General features: G+C 34.1%; 18 protein-coding genes. 9 read left to right on the top strand and 9 right to left on the bottom strand.

Features of this window, described 5'->3' with window-relative positions; genetic code table 11:
• Positions 1-260: 260 nt before the first annotated feature.
• Together J2X17_RS16450 and J2X17_RS16445 are read right to left on the bottom strand one after the other, a co-directional pair.
• On the bottom strand, positions 261-1,010 hold the full coding sequence (locus J2X17_RS16450) for a uroporphyrinogen-III synthase (RefSeq protein WP_310300382.1): 750 nt from the start codon (positions 1,008-1,010) through the stop codon (positions 261-263).
• 14 nt (positions 1,011-1,024) lie between these two features.
• Positions 1,025-1,693 carry a DUF4271 domain-containing protein gene (locus tag J2X17_RS16445; RefSeq protein ID WP_310300379.1) on the bottom strand — a complete coding sequence of 223 codons (669 nt, stop codon included), beginning with the start codon at positions 1,691-1,693 and terminating at the stop codon, positions 1,025-1,027.
• Between the two features lie 105 nt (positions 1,694-1,798).
• On the opposite strand from J2X17_RS16445, the gene J2X17_RS16440 reads away from it, so the two are divergent.
• The 3 genes from J2X17_RS16440 to J2X17_RS16430 are packed head-to-tail and all read left to right on the top strand — an operon-like array spanning position 1,799 to position 4,346.
• Positions 1,799-2,524, top strand: coding sequence for a polyprenol monophosphomannose synthase (locus tag J2X17_RS16440; protein ID WP_310300376.1), 726 nt, complete (start codon positions 1,799-1,801; stop codon positions 2,522-2,524).
• Positions 2,525-2,534: 10 nt separating this feature from the next.
• Positions 2,535-3,875, top strand: a complete 1,341-nt coding sequence (locus J2X17_RS16435) for a dihydroorotase (protein ID WP_310300373.1) — start codon at positions 2,535-2,537, stop codon at positions 3,873-3,875.
• Positions 3,876-3,884: 9 nt separating this feature from the next.
• On the top strand, positions 3,885-4,346 hold the full coding sequence (locus tag J2X17_RS16430; RefSeq protein ID WP_310300369.1) for a DUF4296 domain-containing protein: 462 nt from the start codon (positions 3,885-3,887) through the stop codon (positions 4,344-4,346).
• A gap of 3 nt (positions 4,347-4,349) precedes the next feature.
• On the opposite strand, the gene J2X17_RS16425 is transcribed toward J2X17_RS16430, so the two are convergent.
• Positions 4,350-5,351, bottom strand: coding sequence for an NAD-dependent epimerase/dehydratase family protein (locus J2X17_RS16425; RefSeq protein ID WP_310300366.1), 1,002 nt, complete (start codon positions 5,349-5,351; stop codon positions 4,350-4,352).
• Between the two features lie 144 nt (positions 5,352-5,495).
• On the opposite strand from J2X17_RS16425, the gene tyrS reads away from it, so the two are divergent.
• The 3 genes from tyrS to J2X17_RS19060 all read left to right on the top strand — a co-directional run bounded on the left by tyrS (position 5,496) and on the right by J2X17_RS19060 (position 7,286).
• The gene (gene tyrS / locus J2X17_RS16420) at positions 5,496-6,791 is read left to right on the top strand and encodes a tyrosine--tRNA ligase (RefSeq protein WP_310300364.1); all 1,296 of its coding nucleotides are present in this window, start codon (positions 5,496-5,498) and stop codon (positions 6,789-6,791) included.
• 33 nt (positions 6,792-6,824) lie between these two features.
• On the top strand, positions 6,825-7,031 hold the full coding sequence (locus J2X17_RS16415; RefSeq protein ID WP_310300361.1) for a hypothetical protein: 207 nt from the start codon (positions 6,825-6,827) through the stop codon (positions 7,029-7,031).
• Positions 7,032-7,130: 99 nt separating this feature from the next.
• Positions 7,131-7,286 carry a type II toxin-antitoxin system RelE family toxin gene (locus J2X17_RS19060; protein ID WP_409025265.1) on the top strand — a complete coding sequence of 52 codons (156 nt, stop codon included), beginning with the start codon at positions 7,131-7,133 and terminating at the stop codon, positions 7,284-7,286.
• Positions 7,287-7,366: 80 nt separating this feature from the next.
• Here the strand turns inward: J2X17_RS19060 and J2X17_RS16410 are convergent, their stop codons facing one another.
• The 4 genes from J2X17_RS16410 to J2X17_RS16395 all read right to left on the bottom strand — a co-directional run bounded on the left by J2X17_RS16410 (position 7,367) and on the right by J2X17_RS16395 (position 13,089).
• On the bottom strand, positions 7,367-8,347 hold the full coding sequence (locus J2X17_RS16410) for a LuxE/PaaK family acyltransferase (protein ID WP_310300544.1): 981 nt from the start codon (positions 8,345-8,347) through the stop codon (positions 7,367-7,369).
• Positions 8,348-8,436: 89 nt separating this feature from the next.
• On the bottom strand, positions 8,437-8,775 hold the full coding sequence (locus tag J2X17_RS16405) for a T9SS type A sorting domain-containing protein (protein WP_310300359.1): 339 nt from the start codon (positions 8,773-8,775) through the stop codon (positions 8,437-8,439).
• Positions 8,776-8,882: 107 nt separating this feature from the next.
• Positions 8,883-10,070, bottom strand: coding sequence for a hypothetical protein (locus J2X17_RS16400; RefSeq protein WP_310300357.1), 1,188 nt, complete (start codon positions 10,068-10,070; stop codon positions 8,883-8,885).
• Between the two features lie 202 nt (positions 10,071-10,272).
• Positions 10,273-13,089 (bottom strand): TonB-dependent receptor, encoded by a 2,817-nt coding sequence (locus tag J2X17_RS16395; RefSeq protein WP_310300353.1) that lies wholly within the window; start codon positions 13,087-13,089, stop codon positions 10,273-10,275.
• Positions 13,090-13,320: 231 nt separating this feature from the next.
• Here J2X17_RS16395 and J2X17_RS16390 point away from each other — a divergent pair, with 231 nt between their 5' ends.
• The 3 genes from J2X17_RS16390 (at position 13,321) to J2X17_RS16380 (ending at position 16,772) form a co-directional block, all read left to right on the top strand.
• Positions 13,321-14,004 (top strand): response regulator transcription factor, encoded by a 684-nt coding sequence (locus tag J2X17_RS16390; RefSeq protein WP_026983516.1) that lies wholly within the window; start codon positions 13,321-13,323, stop codon positions 14,002-14,004.
• Positions 14,005-14,226: 222 nt separating this feature from the next.
• Entirely contained in the window at positions 14,227-15,306 is a 1,080-nt protein-coding gene (locus tag J2X17_RS16385) for a sensor histidine kinase (protein WP_310300347.1), read from the top strand.
• Between the two features lie 173 nt (positions 15,307-15,479).
• Positions 15,480-16,772 (top strand): porin, encoded by a 1,293-nt coding sequence (locus tag J2X17_RS16380; protein ID WP_310300344.1) that lies wholly within the window; start codon positions 15,480-15,482, stop codon positions 16,770-16,772.
• A 1-nt stretch (position 16,773) separates the two neighbouring features.
• On the opposite strand, the gene J2X17_RS16375 is transcribed toward J2X17_RS16380, so the two are convergent.
• Positions 16,774-17,844, bottom strand: a complete 1,071-nt coding sequence (locus J2X17_RS16375) for a glycosyltransferase (protein WP_310300341.1) — start codon at positions 17,842-17,844, stop codon at positions 16,774-16,776.
• Positions 17,845-18,076: 232 nt separating this feature from the next.
• Entirely contained in the window at positions 18,077-18,685 is a 609-nt protein-coding gene (locus J2X17_RS16370; protein WP_310300339.1) for a hypothetical protein, read from the bottom strand.
• Between the last annotated feature and the right edge of the window lie 15 nt (positions 18,686-18,700).

Here is an 18,700-nt window from a genome sequence, read left to right as displayed (position 1 = left end):
AATACTTAAATCCCAAATTCCAACTTGTTAAGATGAATCTGAAATTTAAGATGCAGAGCTGACTTTATGAGAATGCTATTAGAGATTAATTGTATGATATAGCCCACGGTTTCAACCGTGGGAAACGTAATGTGCTCTAATGATTAACAGTGGTGGAACGTTAGCGGTTGTGTTTGTTTAAGCTGCAGTTAAAAAGAAAAATTCCAAATCCCAAGAGAAGTTGGAATTTGGAATTTTCAATATTGTAATTTAAAAAGAATTTATTTTCCTTTGTTTGCTTCACTAATGTATTTTTCTAAAGCCATTGTCATAGAAGGAGTTTCAGGTGTTGGAGCAAGAATATCAATTCTCAAACCATAGTCCAAAGCTTCTTTTTGAGTTGTGCTTCCAAAAACAGCAATTCTGGTATTGTTTTGTTTGAAGTCCGGGAAATTCTTAAATAAAGATTTAATTCCGGTTGGACTAAAAAATGCTAAAACATCATAATACACATCTGCCAAATCAGATAAGTCACTCATTACCGTTTTGTAAAAAACAGCTTGTGTCCAATCTACTTTTAAATTGTTCAAAGTGATAGGCGCGTCAGCGTTTAGCTGATCTGAGGCCGGTAAAAGGAATTTTTCGTCCTTGTATTTTTTAATTAACGGCGACAAGTCTGCAAAATCTTTTGCTCCCACATAAATTTTACGCTTTCTGTACACTACATATTTTTGCAGGTAAAACGCAACTGCTTCAGATTGACAAAAATATTTCAATCCTTCAGGAACTTTATAGCGCATTTCATCCGCTACTCTGAAAAAATGATCTACCGCATTTCTGCTTGTCAAAATTATCGCAGTGTAATGATTAAGATCGATTTTTTGTAATCGAATCTCTTTTGCGTTAACCCCTTCCACATGAATAAATGGTCTGAAATCAATTTTTATTTTGTGTTTTTGTTGGAGCTCAAAGTAAGGAGAATTCTCCACTTTAGGTTCAGGCTGTGACACCAAAATTGTTTTCACTTTCATATTATAAACATTTTCTAAGCACTCCCTTTTGTAATCCAATAATAAAGAAAATAATAAGGGGCTATTTCAAGTGCGCAAAGATATAAAATAAAATAAAATAACTTACTGAAAATTGCGTTTTGATACGTTTTAATTGAAATAAAATATGAGTATAGACTAATACACAGCGAAATGCCTATTATTGCTAGTGGAATGACTTTAGGAATATTTTCATAATAAAACAAAACTGCATTAATTGGGAGTATTAAAACGCCAATATAGGTTCTGTAAGTTACTTTTTGTAAGTTAAAAAGATCCGCAAACTCATCAATGTTGAATGAAGTTGCCACAATTTTTTCAATTAAATATTTTGCAAGAATAAAATAAAGCAAGAAAGTCGCGATCTGAATAAATAAAATCCAGTCGGTTTTTGATGCATATCCAAAAGTGTGCATCGTAAGCTGAATAAAAAAAGCAAACGAGATAATTTGCACAAAAAACAAACCTATCGTAAAACTGCTTTTTAAATTGTTGTTATCGCGATAAATTTTTGCGTATTTATCTGAGAAAATAAGCTTGCTAAATTCACTAAATCTAGTTTCGTAAGCTGATTTTGTCATTGCAACAACGGCAAAGGTCACCACAAATAAAAGTGTTGCCCAATCTTTGTTTTCGAGTATTCTGGGGTGAAGCTGTTCAATCATAACGACACAAAATTAGTAATTTTTTGTCTCAATACTTTTATTATATATTTATTATGAATCAAATGCTATAAAAAGTTTACTTTTGCGGTGAAATTACCGAGAAAAATGAATGATTGTATTGTCATAATTCCCACTTACAACGAAATTGAAAATATTGAAAGTATTGTTAGAGCTGTACTTTCACAACATAAACCTTTTCATCTTTTAATTATTGATGATAATTCGCCGGATCACACTGCAAATAAAGTGATTGCATTACAGGAAGAATATCCTGGAAGGTTATTTTTAGAAAAAAGAGCAAAAAAATCAGGTTTGGGAACAGCTTATGTTCATGGTTTCAAATGGGCTTTGGAACGCAAATATGATTTCATTTTTGAAATGGATGCTGATTTTTCACACAACCCCAATGATCTTGAAAAATTGTATGATGCCTGTCATTTTGGTGGCGCATCTTTAGCTGTTGGTTCTCGTTATGTAACAGGTGTGAATGTGGTTAACTGGCCTTTAAGCCGTGTGTTAATGTCTTATTTCGCTTCAGTTTATGTGAAGTTTATCACGGGAATGAAAATTCATGATGCCACAGCAGGTTTTGTTTGCTATAAAAGAGAAGTTTTAGAGAAGATTAATCTGAACAAAATAAAATTTGTTGGATATGCTTTTCAAATTGAAATGAAATATCGAACATATTGTGGTAAATTTGAAATAACCGAAGTTCCGATTATTTTTACAGATCGAACTAAAGGAGTTTCAAAAATGAGTAATGCCATTATCAAAGAAGCAATCCTTGGAGTAATTTCTCTTCGATTAAAAAAATTATTCAATACATTATAAACCCAGGGCGATGAACAGGATTTTAATCAAAAATGCTAAAATTGTAAACGAAGGATCAATTTTTGAAGGTGATGTTTTGATCGAAAACGACTTAATCGTTGAAATTTCGGATAGCATCAGCTTAAAAACATCCGATTGTAAAGTAATAGATGCCGAAGGAAGTTATTTAATTCCGGGAGCTATTGATGATCAGGTGCATTTTAGAGAGCCTGGACTAACACATAAAGGTGATATAGAATCTGAATCCAGAGCTGCGGTTGCGGGCGGAATTACTTCTTTTATCGAACAGCCAAATACGGTTCCAAATGCCGTTACTCAGGAAATCCTTGAAGATAAATATGAAATTGCAGCTAAAAAATCATTTGCGAATTATTCGTTTATGATGGGTGCAACCAATGATAACTTGGAAGAAGTTCTAAAAACGAATCCAAAAAATGTTGCCGGAATCAAGATTTTTCTAGGTTCTTCAACAGGAAATATGTTGGTGGATAAAGAGGAAACTTTGGAGAAAATTTTCTCAAGTACCACGATGTTAATCGCGGTACATTGTGAAGATGAAACTACAATTCAAAATAATCTAGCGGAATTTAAGGAGCAATATGGAGAAGATATTCCGGTAACGGCGCATCATTTAATTCGAAGTGCAGAGGCTTGTTATATTTCCTCTTCAAAAGCAGTGGCGCTGGCGAAAAAAACAGGTGCACGACTTCATATTTTCCACCTTTCGACTGCGAAAGAAATGGAATTGTTTACGAATAAAATTCCGTTAGAAGATAAAAAAATTACTGCTGAGGTTTGTGTACATCATCTTTGGTTTACCGATCAGGATTATAAAACTAAAGGAAATTTTATTAAATGGAATCCTGCCGTAAAAACTGCTGAAGATCGCGCTGAACTTTGGAAAGCATTAAATGACGGTCGTATTGATGTTATTGCAACAGATCATGCACCGCATACAAAAGAAGAAAAGGCACAATCCTATTTAAAAGCACCATCTGGAGGTCCACTAGTTCAGCATGCTGTGGTAGCGATGTTTGAAGCACATCATCAGGGGAAAATTACCGTGGAGAAAATTGTGGAGAAAATGTGCCACAATCCGGCTAAAATTTTTAAAATCGAAAAAAGAGGTTTTATAAAAGAAGGTTATTTTGCTGATTTGGTTATCGTTAATCCGAGTTTGCCATGGAGTGTGAAGCCTGAAAATATTTTATATAAATGTGGCTGGTCTCCGTTTGAAAATTTTACTTTTAAATCGAGAATCACGCATACTTTTGTAAACGGACAAATGGTTTACAATAACTTCAAAGTGAAAGATATCCGTGCTGGAAAAAGATTATTGTTTGACAGATAAAAAGCTGAAATGAAGAATTTTGTATTTATAATATTGGTTTTGTTTCTTTCTGTAAGTTGTAAAGATGATTTGGTTAAAGAGCCTAAACGACTTATTGAGAAAGAGAAAATGGTTGATATTATGTACGATTTGTCACTTTTGGAGGCAATGAAATATCAAAATCCAATGTCTTTGGATTCGGTAGACGCTGATCCGAAGAAATTTGTTTTTAGAAAATATAAGGTAGACAGTCTTCAATTTGCGCAAAGCAATATTTATTATGCTTCTGATTACAATACATACAAAGACATGTTTGATGAAATTGGCAAGCGATTAGCAGTAAAGCAAAGAGCAGTCGATTCGATTGTTAAGATTGAAGAAAAAGCGGCGGCTAAAAAGAATAAGGTGAAAGTGAATCTCAAAGATTCCATCAAAAAACCTTCCAAACCTATCAATATTGATTCAATAAGAAGAACAAGACAGTTGAAATAGTTTTTACAACTTCGAAACGTCTTTAATGTATTGATGCACATCTAAAAAAACCGTTCCTAGAGCGGTTTTTATTTTTTCATTCGAATATAAATTTTTAGAATAAGAAGCTTTTGCAGTCGCTTTTGTAATGGTTTTTCTCTGAAAAAATAGCGTTGAAAATATTCCGTCAGCAAGCCAAAGGATATTCATAAATAGGGGACTTGCGTGTATGCGGGGTTTCTTTACTTTTAATGTTTCAGCGATCGTATTTAAAATATCACGGAAAACAATGTTATCTGAAATTAATGTAAATCGCTCATTTTTGATGTCACTTTTCATTAATTCAAATGCAATCCTCACAACATCATTTACTGTTACAAAACCAGTGCTTCCGAGTGTATAGAATGGAAGTCCATTCGCGACTCTTGTGTAAATTTCGGCGCTTCCCTGATCGTTATTTTTTGTTTTCGGAATTGGCCCCAGGATTACGCCGGGGTTGATGATAACGATGTTTAATCCTTCCTGAAGCGCGCGCCAAACTTCCATCTCAGCACCGTATTTAGAAATGGCGTAATCGCTATGAGGTTTTTCCGGATTCCATTCTGTTTCTTCTGTAATATAAGTTTCATGCGGTGCTAAATCTCCTAAAGCTGCAATAGAACTTACAAAGCAAAATTTTTCGATTCCTTTTGCAATCGAAAAATTGACCATGTTTGCAGTTCCTTCTATATTGGTTTTTCGAAGTCCGTCTTCATTTTTTGGATCGAACGAAATCAAAGCGGCACAATGATACACAAATTTAATATCAGCAAAAGCAAGTTCTAAAGAAGGGACGTCTAAAATATCGGCTTCAAGCCAATTAATTTTGTCAAATAATTCGGCTTTTTTATACAATTCAAAAACTGATTTTGCCTTTTGGATGTTATTTTGATTTCGGTAAATAGCCCGGACATTTTCTCCATTTTCAATTAAATGAAGTAATAAATGTGCGCCAACTAAACCTGTTCCTCCAGTTACTAGTATCATTTTGTAAATATATCGATTTTGGTTTAAAGGTGCAAAGGTGCAGAGGTTCAAAGGGACAAAGTTTTTTAATTGTTTTTTGAAATTGGCATTGCTTTTTGATATTGATATTGACATTGATTACATTTGCACAAATTATTTAAAAAAATGAACAATCTAGTTGAAGAATTAAAGTGGCGCGGGTTATATCATGATAGCATGCCAGGAACGGAAGAACAATTGCTAAAAGAAGTAACAACGGCATATATTGGTTTTGATCCAACGGCAGATTCACTGCATATTGGCAGCATGGTTCAGATCATTTTATTAGTTCACTTAAAGAATTTTGGTCATCAGCCTATCGCTTTAGTGGGTGGTGCAACCGGAATGATCGGGGATCCATCTGGTAAATCTGACGAAAGAAACTTGCTGAACGAAGAAACTTTGGCTAAAAACGTTGCCGGAATTAAAAGTGTTTTGTCCCGTTTCTTAGATTTTAATTCATCTGATAAAAATGCTCCGGTTATGGTAAATAACTATGACTGGATGAAAGAATTCTCTTTTATTGATTTTGCACGTGAAGTTGGAAAACGCATCACGGTAAATTATATGATGGCGAAGGATTCTGTGAAAAAAAGATTGAGTGGAGAAGGAGAAGGAATGTCTTTCACCGAATTTACATACCAATTAATTCAGGGTTACGATTTTTACCATTTATATAAAAATAACGGCTGCCTTTTGCAAATGGGAGGTTCTGACCAATGGGGGAATATTACCACGGGTACAGAATTAGTGCGCAGAATGGGTGGTGAAAGTGCTAAAGCTTTTGCATTAACCACACCATTAATTACAAAAGCAGACGGATCTAAATTCGGGAAATCTGAAGGAGGAAATGTTTGGCTGGATGCTGATAAAACTTCGGTGTATAAATTTTACCAATTTTGGGTAAACGCAACTGATGTTGATGCTGAAAAATACATTAAAATCTTTACTTTCTTAGATAAAGAAACCATTGATGCTTTAATCGAAGAGCATAAAACGGCTCCGCATTTAAGGGTATTGCAAAAGAAACTTGCTGAAGAAATCACGATTTTTGTTCACAGTAAAGAAGAATTGGAAAAAGCAATTCAGGCTTCGAATATTTTGTTTGGAAATTCCACTGCAGAAGATTTGAAGCAATTAGATGAAGCGACTTTTTTAGAAGTTTTTGACGGGGTTCCGCAAGCAGAAATTGCAAAAGCTGATCTTGAAAACGGCTTGGAGATTGTTTCGGTTTTAAATGAAAAAACAGGTTTCTTTAAATCAAACGGAGAAGCGAGACGCGCCTTAACTGCAAATTCAATTTCGGTAAACAGAGAAAAAATAAAAGAAGATTTTGTTTTAACAGCAAATGATTTAATCAACAATCAGTTTGTTTTATTACAAAGCGGAAAGAAAAATTATTTCGTTATTAGAGCAAAATAAATTCTTAACTTTACGAGAATACAATTTTAGATCATGAAAACACAATTTATAACAGATGATAAAGGAAATAGAACTGCGGTTTTATTGCCAATAAAGCAATACAATAAGCTTCTGGAAAAATTAGAAGATTTGGAAGATGTAAAATTGTATGATGAAGCTAAGAGTAATGATGATGGTTTTAGAATTTCGATAGATGACGCTTTCAAAATTATTGAAGAAAAGCGAAAGCTGGCGAAATAATGACTTATAATATTGAATTTAGAAATAAGGTTTTAAAAGTTTTAATTAAAATTAATTAACCTTATTATTCTGCTATAAAAAAGCATATTTACGATTTAGCTGAAAATCCAAGACCAAAAGGTTATAAAAAGGCTAAAAGGAAGACCGGGTTATAGAATTAGGGTTGGTGATTATAGAGTTATCTATGAAATATTTGATGATATGCTTTTGATAGATGTTATTGATTTAGGACATCGAAAAGATATTTACGAATAATTGTTTAACTGTTTAATCGGTTAATTGTTTAATCGTTTTTAAAGCGATTAAACGATTTAACAAATCAACGATTAACCTTTTTACAAAACCATCAAATTACAGCCACGAATATCAGAATTATCAAAACGTCCCAATACCTCGAAAGAGTTGTTGGGATATTTTTTGCCTAAATCCTGCGTGGCGATAAAAGAGCACGAATTGATATTGGCCAAATCAATAACATTAATTCCGCCGGTTTTTCCATTATTCACGTAAGTGAGTGCGTCTTCGGGATCGCGAACCAAAATATGCATCCAGGACGGACATTCGAACACGCCTTCACCTAAAGAGTACGCTTGCGCCAAAAGTTCTGTCATGCCATATTCTGAGTGAATGGATGAAACGCCAAAACCTTTGCAAAGCTGTTCGTGCAATTCTTCACGAATCATTTCTTTACGTTTGCCTTTCATTCCTCCAGTTTCCATAATAATGGTATTTTGAAGGTTGAATTGATGCTTTTCGATCAAATCTAATAAAGCATAAGTAACGCCGATTAAGATTACATTTTGCCCGGATTCGTCTAAAGCAGTCAGTTTTTTAATTAAGTCGTCGTGATTGTGCAAATAAAACCCGCTCTCAGGCTGATTGGATAGTTTTATTAAATCTTCGACCATGTAGATAAGCGAAGATCCATCGCGCTCAAGATAAGACGGCAAAAGCGCTAAAACGACGTAATCTTCAATATTGCCGTAAAACTGCGAAAATCCTTGGCGGTAGCTTTCCTCGTAAAGTGAAACATCTGTAACAAGATGTCTGCTGGTTATCATTCCGGTGGTTCCGCTGCTGGTAAAAGTAACCTGAGGAAAATCTGAAGTAGAAACTACTTCATGGCTTTTGAAAAACTGAATAGGCAAAAACGGAATTTGTTGAAGTGATTTTACCTGTTGTGGATTGACTTTTAAAAAATCACAGAAATCGCGATATACCTTATTGTTCTCGTGTTGAAAACGAAACACTTTAAGTGCTGTTTTTTCAAATTGTTTATGACCCGAAATGGTAAATATATCGTTAGCTGTAATCAAAACTTTTTTGTGCAAAGATATTAATAATTAGAAGAAGTAAAGACAATAAAAAAGCTCCAATGTTATTTTGGAGCTTTGATTTTTATGTTTTATCGAATGATTAACTTTCGTGTTGCCGAGGCGTTTTCTTCGTATATTTTGATAATATAAACACCTGGAACCAAATCTGAAACGTTCAGTTCTTTTGAAGTCAAATGCGTCTGGATTACTTTTTTCCCAAGGATATCAAAAACGATAATTTCTTTTTCTAAATCATTTTTAGATGAAATATATACTTTTCCGTTTGTGACAGGGTTAGGGTACAAGCTTAGTCCCTCAATAGTAGTTGCCTCTTGAGGTTTTGGTAATTGCTTACTGTCTTGTGCAGAAGCACTTACAGTAAAGAAAAAAGCCAATAAGAATGTAATATAAAAGTAGTTTTTTGCCATCGCGTTATTTTGGTTACAGTAAATATACAAAAAAGTTTTCAAAAATTACGCCAAAAAAAAACATCCTAAATATTTAGGATGTTTTTTAACTTTTTTATAGTGTGTTCTTATTTTAGTAAGCTAACTCCATCAACAGTTGCCCAGGCACCCGCATTTAATGAAGCTCCAGTTGCAGCAGCACTTTGAACGAAAGTTCCAGCTGGGAAAGCAACAACGATAGCATCAGTAGCTCCGATTGGCAATACATTTGTTGTGTTAGTGATTTTAACATTTAAAAGTTTGATTTTAGATGTTTTCACTTGGTGATCATTAGTTGCAGCATCTAAGATACTAACTGCACTCCCTTTGAAAGTATTTGCTCCAAATGTGAAGTTACCGTAACCATCAATGATGATGTTGCTGTATTCTCCGTTACCTTCTCTTTTGAATTGGAAAGCATCAACTTGGTTGTCATTCGCTTCAGGAACGTTACCAGCTTCTCTTTTTAAAGTAATGTTAGAAACCTTTGGGAAAAAAGCATTGTCATTTAAAGATGCTTCGATTTCCATTCCGTAGTTACCTTTTCCAGTTTGGTAAGCATACCAGTTTGTGTTTGCTTGACCTTGCCATCCATCTTGCCAGTCAAATGAATCATCTGTATTTCCGTAAGAAATAGCATTTGTTAAACTTACAGTTCCTCCGAAGAATTCGTATCCGTCATCAGCACCTTTGTAAGATACTAAGTGGTCTAAAATTGTCCCTGAACCTACTGAATAGAAAGTAAAACCATTGTTTTCTTTTTCTCCGTCAGCTAATTTAGATCCGGCATATTCTACTCTTGTGTAAACTAATGAACCACTATTGTCAGTTGCATTTGTTCCTCCGTAAGAAATTTTGTTACCATCTTCAGATGTACCTGTAGTTCCTCCACCAGCTACTTTAGCAGGAGCATCACCATAAACGATGATACCTCCCCAAGAACCTGGAAGTTTAGATTTTTCTGTAAATACTACTGGTTTGTCAGCAGTACCGTTTGTGATTAGTTTTCCACCTTTTAAAACAACTAATGCGTTGTCTCCAGTAGCTTTATCGATAGTGATAGTTGATCCTGCATCAAATGTTACAGTTACACCAGCATTAATTTTTACGATTCCTTTTAAAGTGTAGTTACCATAAGCATACGTTTTGTTTGCAGTGATAGTACCTGAGATTTCGCCTGTTGCAGGTGGAGTAACAGGAGTTGGATCATCACTACTTGAGCAAGAATTTAAGAATAAACCTGTAGCAAGAGCTAAAGCAAAAAGTTTAGTTTTCATAATTTGTGTGTTGTATAATTCGTTTTTATTTTTGTCAAAATTAGAATGTAAATCTCTTTAAGGTGTTATCTGAATATTACATTACAGTTATCAAAAACTATATAAAATGTGAAGAGAATGTTAAGAGGTTTTTTGTATTGCCTCAAATAAAAAAAAAGCTCCAGATATCTGGAGCTTTTCATTTTATATAGTTTGAGAGATATTAAAAAGTATATCCTAATTTTACAGAGAAACCAACCCCTTTTTTATAGCTCTGAGCTAATAAAGATTCTTCGGCTACTTTTATTGTTCCGTTGTTTCCAAATTCTAATTTTCTTTCAGGATTTAATAAGTTGTCAGCAGTAAATTTCACATCAAAGTGCTCTGAAATTTTGCTTGACCAAACAAGATCCAATTGCGAAACCGGTAATTCATAAGTATGATCCTGACCATTTGTTCCTACTGCAAATATTCTTTTTCCGAATACGCCATACACAAGAGACATTGTGTTTGTCCAGTCTTTTCCTAAATTGAATTCATATTTCAAATCTGAATTTACCAACCAGTTTGATGCACCTTGCAGATCTCTTGATCCTTTATGAGTTTCGATAGAATTATTTACTGTAACAACTCCATTTTCATCTACTGAGCTGTAAGTTGGACTTACATTTACTTTGGTAGACATTAATGTACCGTTTAAACCAAATGAGAATGCTTTAAGATTATCACTAATTCTGTCTAGTCCAAAAAGAAATTCAGCTTCAACTCCGTATAAGTTTGCATCATCAGAATTTAAGAACGTTGTAACAGTTCCTGTAGTAGCATTCGAAACAAAAGTTCTTTCAATTGGGTTGTCCAAATATTTGGCAAATACGCCTACAGCAAACATCTCTTTCCCAGTTGGGAATAATTCATATTTTAAATCGGCGTTATAATTGTCGCTGTTTTTCAATAACGGATTTCCTTGTACTGAAGTTCCATCGGCATTTTGGTATGTGATAGGGAACGATTCCATTATTACTGGTTTTGTATAAGTTTTACTTGCAGCAAAACGCAGGTTTGATTTTTCATTCATCAGATATTTTACATTCAATGAAGGTAAAACATACAAGTTATCATATTTACTTACGTTGAATGGAGCATCAAAACTTCCAAGTCCTCTGTACTTCGTTTCTTTAGTTGTGCTTTCAACTCTAACACCAGCGTTAAGCTCGTATTTTTCTCCAAATTTCAAAAGTAAATTAGTGTAACCGGCATTTGCAGTTTCAGCAAGTTTTACTTTCCAGGTTGAATTAGAGTTTTCTTCAAAAGAAGTTCCATTATTAGCTTGAAGGTCGCTTACGATGTGATCATTAATGTTGTTTATGCTTGATGTGAATAATCCACCTCGGCTTGAAACAAATCGATAAGAAGATTCCATTCCAGAAGCATTACCGTTGTAACCAACTGTTAATTTGTTTTGTTTTCCGTCTTTTCCAAACTTAAGGTTGTATTCAGCCATTGCTGATAGAAAGGAATTTCCATCTACAGTTAAGTATTGACGTAAAAAGTTATTTGCTCCGTATGAAGTGTTAATCACGTCTTCACTTGTTTTTTGTCCTGAAAAGAACTTTCTGTCAGGTTGTTCAAATTTAGTATCAGCGTAAGAAACACCAGCTTTTATAGTTTGATTTTTATCTTCAGTCAAATTATATTCGCCTAATAATTGAAGATTCAAATAATCACTTTTGTCTAATTGGTTGGTACGGATAAGTGTATTTTGAATCGCTGTTCCGTTTGATTGACCAAATTGATCTTTAATAGAGTTTAAAGTAGTTTTAATATAAAGAGTATTAAATGCTATTTTATATCTGCTTGCATTGTAGTTTAATCCCACTAATGCAGATGTAGTAGTTTTAAAACGGTAATCTGTAGTTACAAAATTATTAACGTACTTTGAACCGGTTGTTTGTAAATCTAAAGTTCTGTCTACACCTTCTCTTATCGCATAGTTATTGTCATAATTGATAGATAATAAATAAGCGAAAGAACGTTCGTTACTTAAGTCAAATTTCTCTGAGTGAAGTAAGTTTAAGCTTGAGTTTAATGGACTTTTGCTTTGGCTTGCATTAAAACCTTTATTGCCACTTACAGAGTTTAATGCCTGGTCGTTTGTAAAAGTTGTTTTGGAAGCATTTGGGCCTAAGAAACTTGGTAATTCTCTGTCTTTTCCGTTAAATCCGAAGAAACCAGCAGCAGTGTCAGCATCGCTTGAAAGCAAGAAATCTTTAAGACTGTTTCCGGTTGTATATCCAAATCCAAGGTTGATTTTCGTAACGCTTTTTGACGCTTTTGAAGTTTGAATGTTGAAAGTTCCACCAGCAAAATCTCCGTAGATATTTGGATTGAATGTTTTATAAACATCGATTACACCCACAATGTTTGTTGGAAACAAATCTAAAGGAACGATTTTAGAAAACGGATTGTTTGATGGAGCCGCAAGTTCATTGATCAATAAGTTGTTGTAACGGTCTTCAAGACCACGAACAAATAAACCTCTTGATCCTACTTTACTGATTCCGGTAATTTTTGTCAAACCTTCCTCAACATCACTAACGCCTTTTCTTGACATTTCCTGTGCACCAATACTTTGTTTGATAACAACAGCATTTTTTTGGTCTAATAATAAAGCAGTTTCTTTTTCTCTGTTGGCAGTAGATTTTACTACAACATCTTTTAAAGTATAACCTCCTGAAGAAAGTACTTGATTAACAGTAATAGTTTCGTTTGCTTTAACGGTAACAGGTTTTTCTACAGATTCGTAACCTACGAAGCTAAAAATAACAGTATAAGTTCCTGGGTTTACATTTATGGAATATTTTCCGTCAATGTCAGTGTTAGCGCTAATGTTTGTCCCTTTTATAAGAACATTTGCAAAAGGTAAAACTTCATTATTCATTTCTTTATCGGTTAATACACCAGAAATTGTACCTTTGTTTTGTGCGATCGAAATCGTGCAGATAAATAATGTTATAAATAGAAATTTTAAATTGAATTTCATTTCAGTGTTGTGTTTAATTTATTTTGGTGCAAAGAAATAAACGCTTTGTAAAGTTCATGTTAGGTACTTGTTATGTTTTTGTTCGGGATACATTATCAAATTGTTACCAGATTAAATTACCGTTAACATGACTTTTTAACCGTCGATTTATCATTATATTTACCATCGCAATTAAAAATCATCGGATTAGAAGAAGAGAATTTGATGAAAAAACTCAATTTTTGCTACTTTATGAAAAAAACACAAACCAAGATTTTATTAGTTGATGATGAACCGGATATTCTGGAAATTGTAGGCTATAACCTTGCTCAGGAAGGCTATCAGATTGTAACTGCTTCAAATGGTAAAGATGCCATAGCAAAAGCTCAAAAAGAACTGCCGGACTTAATTATTATGGATGTGATGATGGCGGAAATGGATGGAATGGAAGCTTGTGAGCACATCAGAAAAATTCCTGAATTAAATAATGTTATCATAACATTTTTAACAGCGAGAAGCGAAGATTATTCGCAAGTAGCTGGTTTTGATGCAGGTGCAGATGATTATATCACAAAACCAATAAAACCAAAATTATTGGTCAGCAAAGTAAAGGCTTTGTTAAGAAGGTTAAAAGAACAAGAAGTGGTCAGCGACACCTTAAACGTTGGCGGCATCGAGATTAACCGCGAGGAATATAAGATCATTAAAGGCAATGTTGAAATTGCTCTCCCAAGAAAAGAATTCGAATTGTTTTACCTATTAGCTTCAAAACCCGGAAAAGTTTTTAAAAGGGATGAAATCCTTGATAAAGTTTGGGGTAATGAAGTAGTTGTAGGAGGAAGAACAATCGATGTTCACATCAGAAAACTTCGTGAAAAGATTGGAGAAGATCTTTTTAAAACAATAAAAGGAGTAGGTTATAAATTTGAAGTGTAATTTTAAGATGCTAAGTTACTAAGGGGCTAAGGCTCTAAGTAATTTGATTGAGATCTAAAATAAATTAGATTTTCGTACTATGTCATCAAAGTCAATCATTGTCAAAGTTTTAAATTTTGAGAATGATTGACTTTTTAAAATTATAGAAATAAGCCTTACTTTTATATGATCTTATATCACTTATATGGTGAAAAAAAAATCCTTAATGGTTAAATAATATCAATGAAAATTAATTTTAAAAAAACATACAAATTTGCTGTAAAATCGGCATTATACATAAGCCTTTTTGCGACTGGATTTGTATTGATTCTAATGTCATTATTTTATAAAGGTCAATTGAATCATCAAATCGCTTTTGGAATAATTTTTATGATATCAATTTATATTTTCTCTTTTTTGGTTTTACAATATCGTGTAGAGCGCTTCATCTATAGAAGAGTAAAGAAAATCTACGATGATGTTTCGTTATTAGAATCTACAACGCTTATCAATCAGCCCATTACGACAGACATGGAAACGCTTTCGCGCGAAGTGAAAAAATTTGCTACAGATAAAAAACTCGAAATCGAAATGCTCGAAATTCGTGAGCAGTACCGAAGAGAGTTTTTAGGAAATGTTTCGCACGAATTAAAAACACCGTTATTTACCGTTCAGGGTTATGTCTCGACCTTGCTGGATGGCGCAATGGATGATAAAAATATCCGAAAAAAATATTTAAAACGTGCCGAAAAAGGAGTGGAGCGATTGATCTATATTGTTGAAGATTTAGATATGATTACCAAACTGGAATCTGGTGATTTGGATTTGAATATGACCGATTTTGATATTGTCGAACTGATTCAGAATGTCTTCGATTTATTAGAAATGAAGGCTGATAAAAAGAAAATCAAATTGGCTTTTGAAAGCCGAAATGTAAAGTCAGTTATTATTCGTGGCGATCAGGACAGAATACAGCAGGTTCTTGAAAACCTGATTGTAAACTCAATTAAATACGGAAAAGACGGCGGTTTAACCGAAGTTGGTGTCGTAAATTTAACCAAGAAAAAAGTCTTGATTCGAATTAGTGATAATGGAGAAGGGGTTGAAAAACAAAATATTCCAAGGCTTTTCGAACGTTTTTACCGAGTTGACAAAAGCGGAACCCGCTCTGAAGGTGGTTCTGGTTTAGGTTTGGCCATTGTAAAACATATTATTGAGGCTCATAAAGAGAAAGTTTATGTTGAAAGTGAGTTCGGAATTGGTTCTGAATTCTCTTTTACACTCGAAAAAGCGAATAAAACACAAAAGACTGAGGTTAAATAATTGTAAGTTTTAATTAATTGGCAACATCCCAAAATGGAACTTATTGAAGCCAATAATAATTACCTAACTATTCCGAAACAATTCTTTTTATAATGGTAACATGCTGTTAATGTTTTCTTAACATTGTTGATACATCTTTGCACTGAAAATTCAGTGCGAAAAAAAAAGAAACAATGAAAATAAAACTATTAGCGATTTTGTTGCTGTTTACTTGTGTATTAAGCGCACAGGAACTAAGTAAAGAAGATGTAAAAAAAGAAGTAGTTCGTCTTCTTGATTCTATCAATAAAGCAAAACTTCCGGAAACTAAATCTGGTGGAGGTGTCGAAGAACATTGGTATGATAGAATTTCATTAAGAGGATATGCCCAAATCAGGTACAATGGCTTGCTTTCTACGAATGATAAAGTTACCTGCGATCAATGTGATAAATCCTGGGGAACAACTTCAACGGCTCCGGATGCAAAAGCAAACAACGGACTTTTCCTTAGAAGAGCACGTTTAGTGTTTTCCGGGCAGGTTCATCCAAATGTATATTTTTATTTTCAACCCGATTTTGCCAGTTCTCCGGTTACGGGAATTAATAATTTTGTGCAAATTCGTGACTTATATTTTGATCTTTCTTTTGATAAGAAAAGAGAATATCGTGTTCGTGTTGGGCAAAGTAAAATTCCATATGGCTTTGAAAATTTGCAGTCCAGCTCACAACGTTTAACTTTAGACCGTGCCGACGGTATAAACAGTTCAATAGCAAATGAACGTGACTTGGGGATAATTTTTTATTGGGCTCCCGCAGAAATCAGGAAACGTTTTGCAATGTTAGTCAATGACGGTTACAAAGGTTCTGGCGATTATGGAGTTTTTGCCTTTGGAGTTTATAATGGACAAATCGCCAATAAAATTGACGCAAACAGAGATTTAAATGTTGTAGCGAGAGTAAGTTATCCTTTTGTAATTGGAAGTCAGATTATTGAGCCAGGCATTCAGGCTTATAATGGTAAGTGGGCTTTTACAGATGAAATTTCAACTGGTGTTATTGTCAATGATCCAAAATATGTGAAAGATCAAAGAATAGGGGCGACTTTTGTTTTGTACCCAAAACCTTTCGGTATTCAAACAGAATATAATATAGGTACCGGACCACGTTACAATCCTGCAACTAATACCGTTGACGAAACAGATTTAGACGGAGGTTATGTTTTATTGAACTATAAATGGGACTTAAAAAAGCAACATGTTTATCCTTTTGCCAAATTTCAATATTATGACGGAGGTAAGAAATACGAAAAAGATGCCAGAAGTTATGTTGTAAGAGATTACGAATTAGGTATCGAATGGCAGCCAATCAAAGCCTTCGAATTAACAGCCGAGTACGTTATCGCTGACAGGACTTTTGAAGACAGCGCGCGCCCGGTTAACAGACAAGAAGGTAATTTACTGCGTTTACAAGCACAGTTTAATTTCTAAATCAATCTTCGAAAACAGAAAATAATGTGTCCCAGTCAATTTCATTGTTGAATTGAGACAATCCTTTAAACGACTTTACTTTTGAGAGATCTTCAATGGTAAAGTCGTCTTGCATTGCATACGGTACCAAATTTTCTTTCTGAAGTTTTATCGCCAGATATTCCTGTTCGTACTGTCCCGGTGTTGGAATAAAAAAAGCTTTTTTGCCCAATTTCGCCAAATCCATTACAGTTGTGTAACCGGAACGGCATAGCACAAATTCGCTTTCATTGAAAGTTTGTTCCAGCTGTTTCGAGTTCATGAAATTATAATACGTTACATTTCCGGATTGCCATTTCGTTTGGGTTTTCTCTACAATTCCCTGTACGAAAACAACTTTGCCATTAAAGTTTACAATCTCTTTCTGCAATTTTTCATCTAAATAAGTACGCTGAGGTTCAGGCCCGGATAAAATGATCATTAAATCATATATTTTTGGAGTTTCCTTTTGACGCATTCTGCTTAGCGGACCAATATATTTTAAATTTAGAGTATTGGTTTTCAAATGTCCTAAATCGCCAGTAAGATTGGTTGTTTCGTTAGTGTCCGGAACCCAGCATTCTGTGTATTTTTTTATGATATGCTGATGATATTTACTCGTAAACCATGTTGTGTTTCCTGTCATTACATTCAACTGATGTGTCATAAAAACAGATGGGATTTTTCGGCTAAAAACACCTAATCGATTGTCTGAAATGATGCCATCAATTCCGTGTTTTTTAATCCAGGAATTCACTATTTTTTTTTCGTCTAAAATGGCGGTAATCATTTTAGGAAGATTCTTAATCAGCTTCCACTTAAAATTTTTACCATTTTTAGCATATTCAATATGGTAAGACGGCAATTCTAAAGTTTGTATATAAGGAAATTCTTTGCGAAGTAAAGCAAGCGCAACTCCATCAGAAGCAATAATCGGAATGAAGTTATTTTCCTGAAGCGCTTTAATAATTGGGATACATCTTGTGGCATGGCCTAATCCCCAGTTTAATGGAGCAACTAAAATTGTTTTGTTCGCAGAATAGTCAATGCTCATAGTTTAACGCTTTTTGTAAACGAAGATAAAGAAATATGTTTTTTTTGTTATTTCGGATACATTACTAAATTATTAACTCTAGTGTAAGGTTCTAAGATGCTAAGGGACTAAGGTGCTAAGGTTTTTTCTTAACAAATAAAAAAAAGCCGAACGTACGTTCGGCTTCAAAGTCTTGTATCTTACAATCTCAGCATCTTAGAAACTTAGTACCTTAGTCCCTCAGTCCCTTTCTTTAATCCTGAATATAGGTTTTGTTTCCGTTTTTATTAATGTAATATTTACCGCCTCGTGGTCCTGTATATACTTTTTTTCCATTGTATTCTCCAGTAATTTTATCCGGAACAGACGGTGCTTTTTCGTTGGTTTCTTTTAAAGTTTTAGTTGCTGTTTTTTTGGTTGCTGTAGCATCTTTTTTGGCTGCTTTTGATGCTGCATCAGCTTTGGTCTCAGTCTTTTTTACGTCAGCTTTTGTGCTTTCAGCTTTAGCGGCAGTTTTTTTAGCTTTGTCTGCTTCACTTTTGGCTTTGTCAGCGCTGCTTTTAGCTTTGTCAGCACTGCTTTTAGCTTTTGCAGCTTCTTTATCTGTTGTGCTCTTAGTTGCTTTCGCCGATTCTTTTTTGGCTTTCGCCGATGCTGCAGTTGCATCATCTGCGGCTTTTTTGGCTTTTGCTGATTCTTTTTTTGCATCTGCTGCGGCCTTATCTGCTATTGCTTTATCAGCTTCTGCTTTTTTCTTTTTAGCAGTTGCTTCACTTTTGGCTTTGGTTGTTGTCGCTGTTTCCTGAGCATAAAAATTACCAGACAAAACAACTAGAAAACATAGTAAAAATAATTTTTTCATGAGGTTAGAAGTTTA

It is taken from the genome of Flavobacterium aquidurense, from assembly GCF_031458035.1.
Taxonomy (GTDB): domain Bacteria; phylum Bacteroidota; class Bacteroidia; order Flavobacteriales; family Flavobacteriaceae; genus Flavobacterium; species Flavobacterium aquidurense_C.
This window is presented reverse-complemented; position numbering and strand designations above follow the sequence as displayed.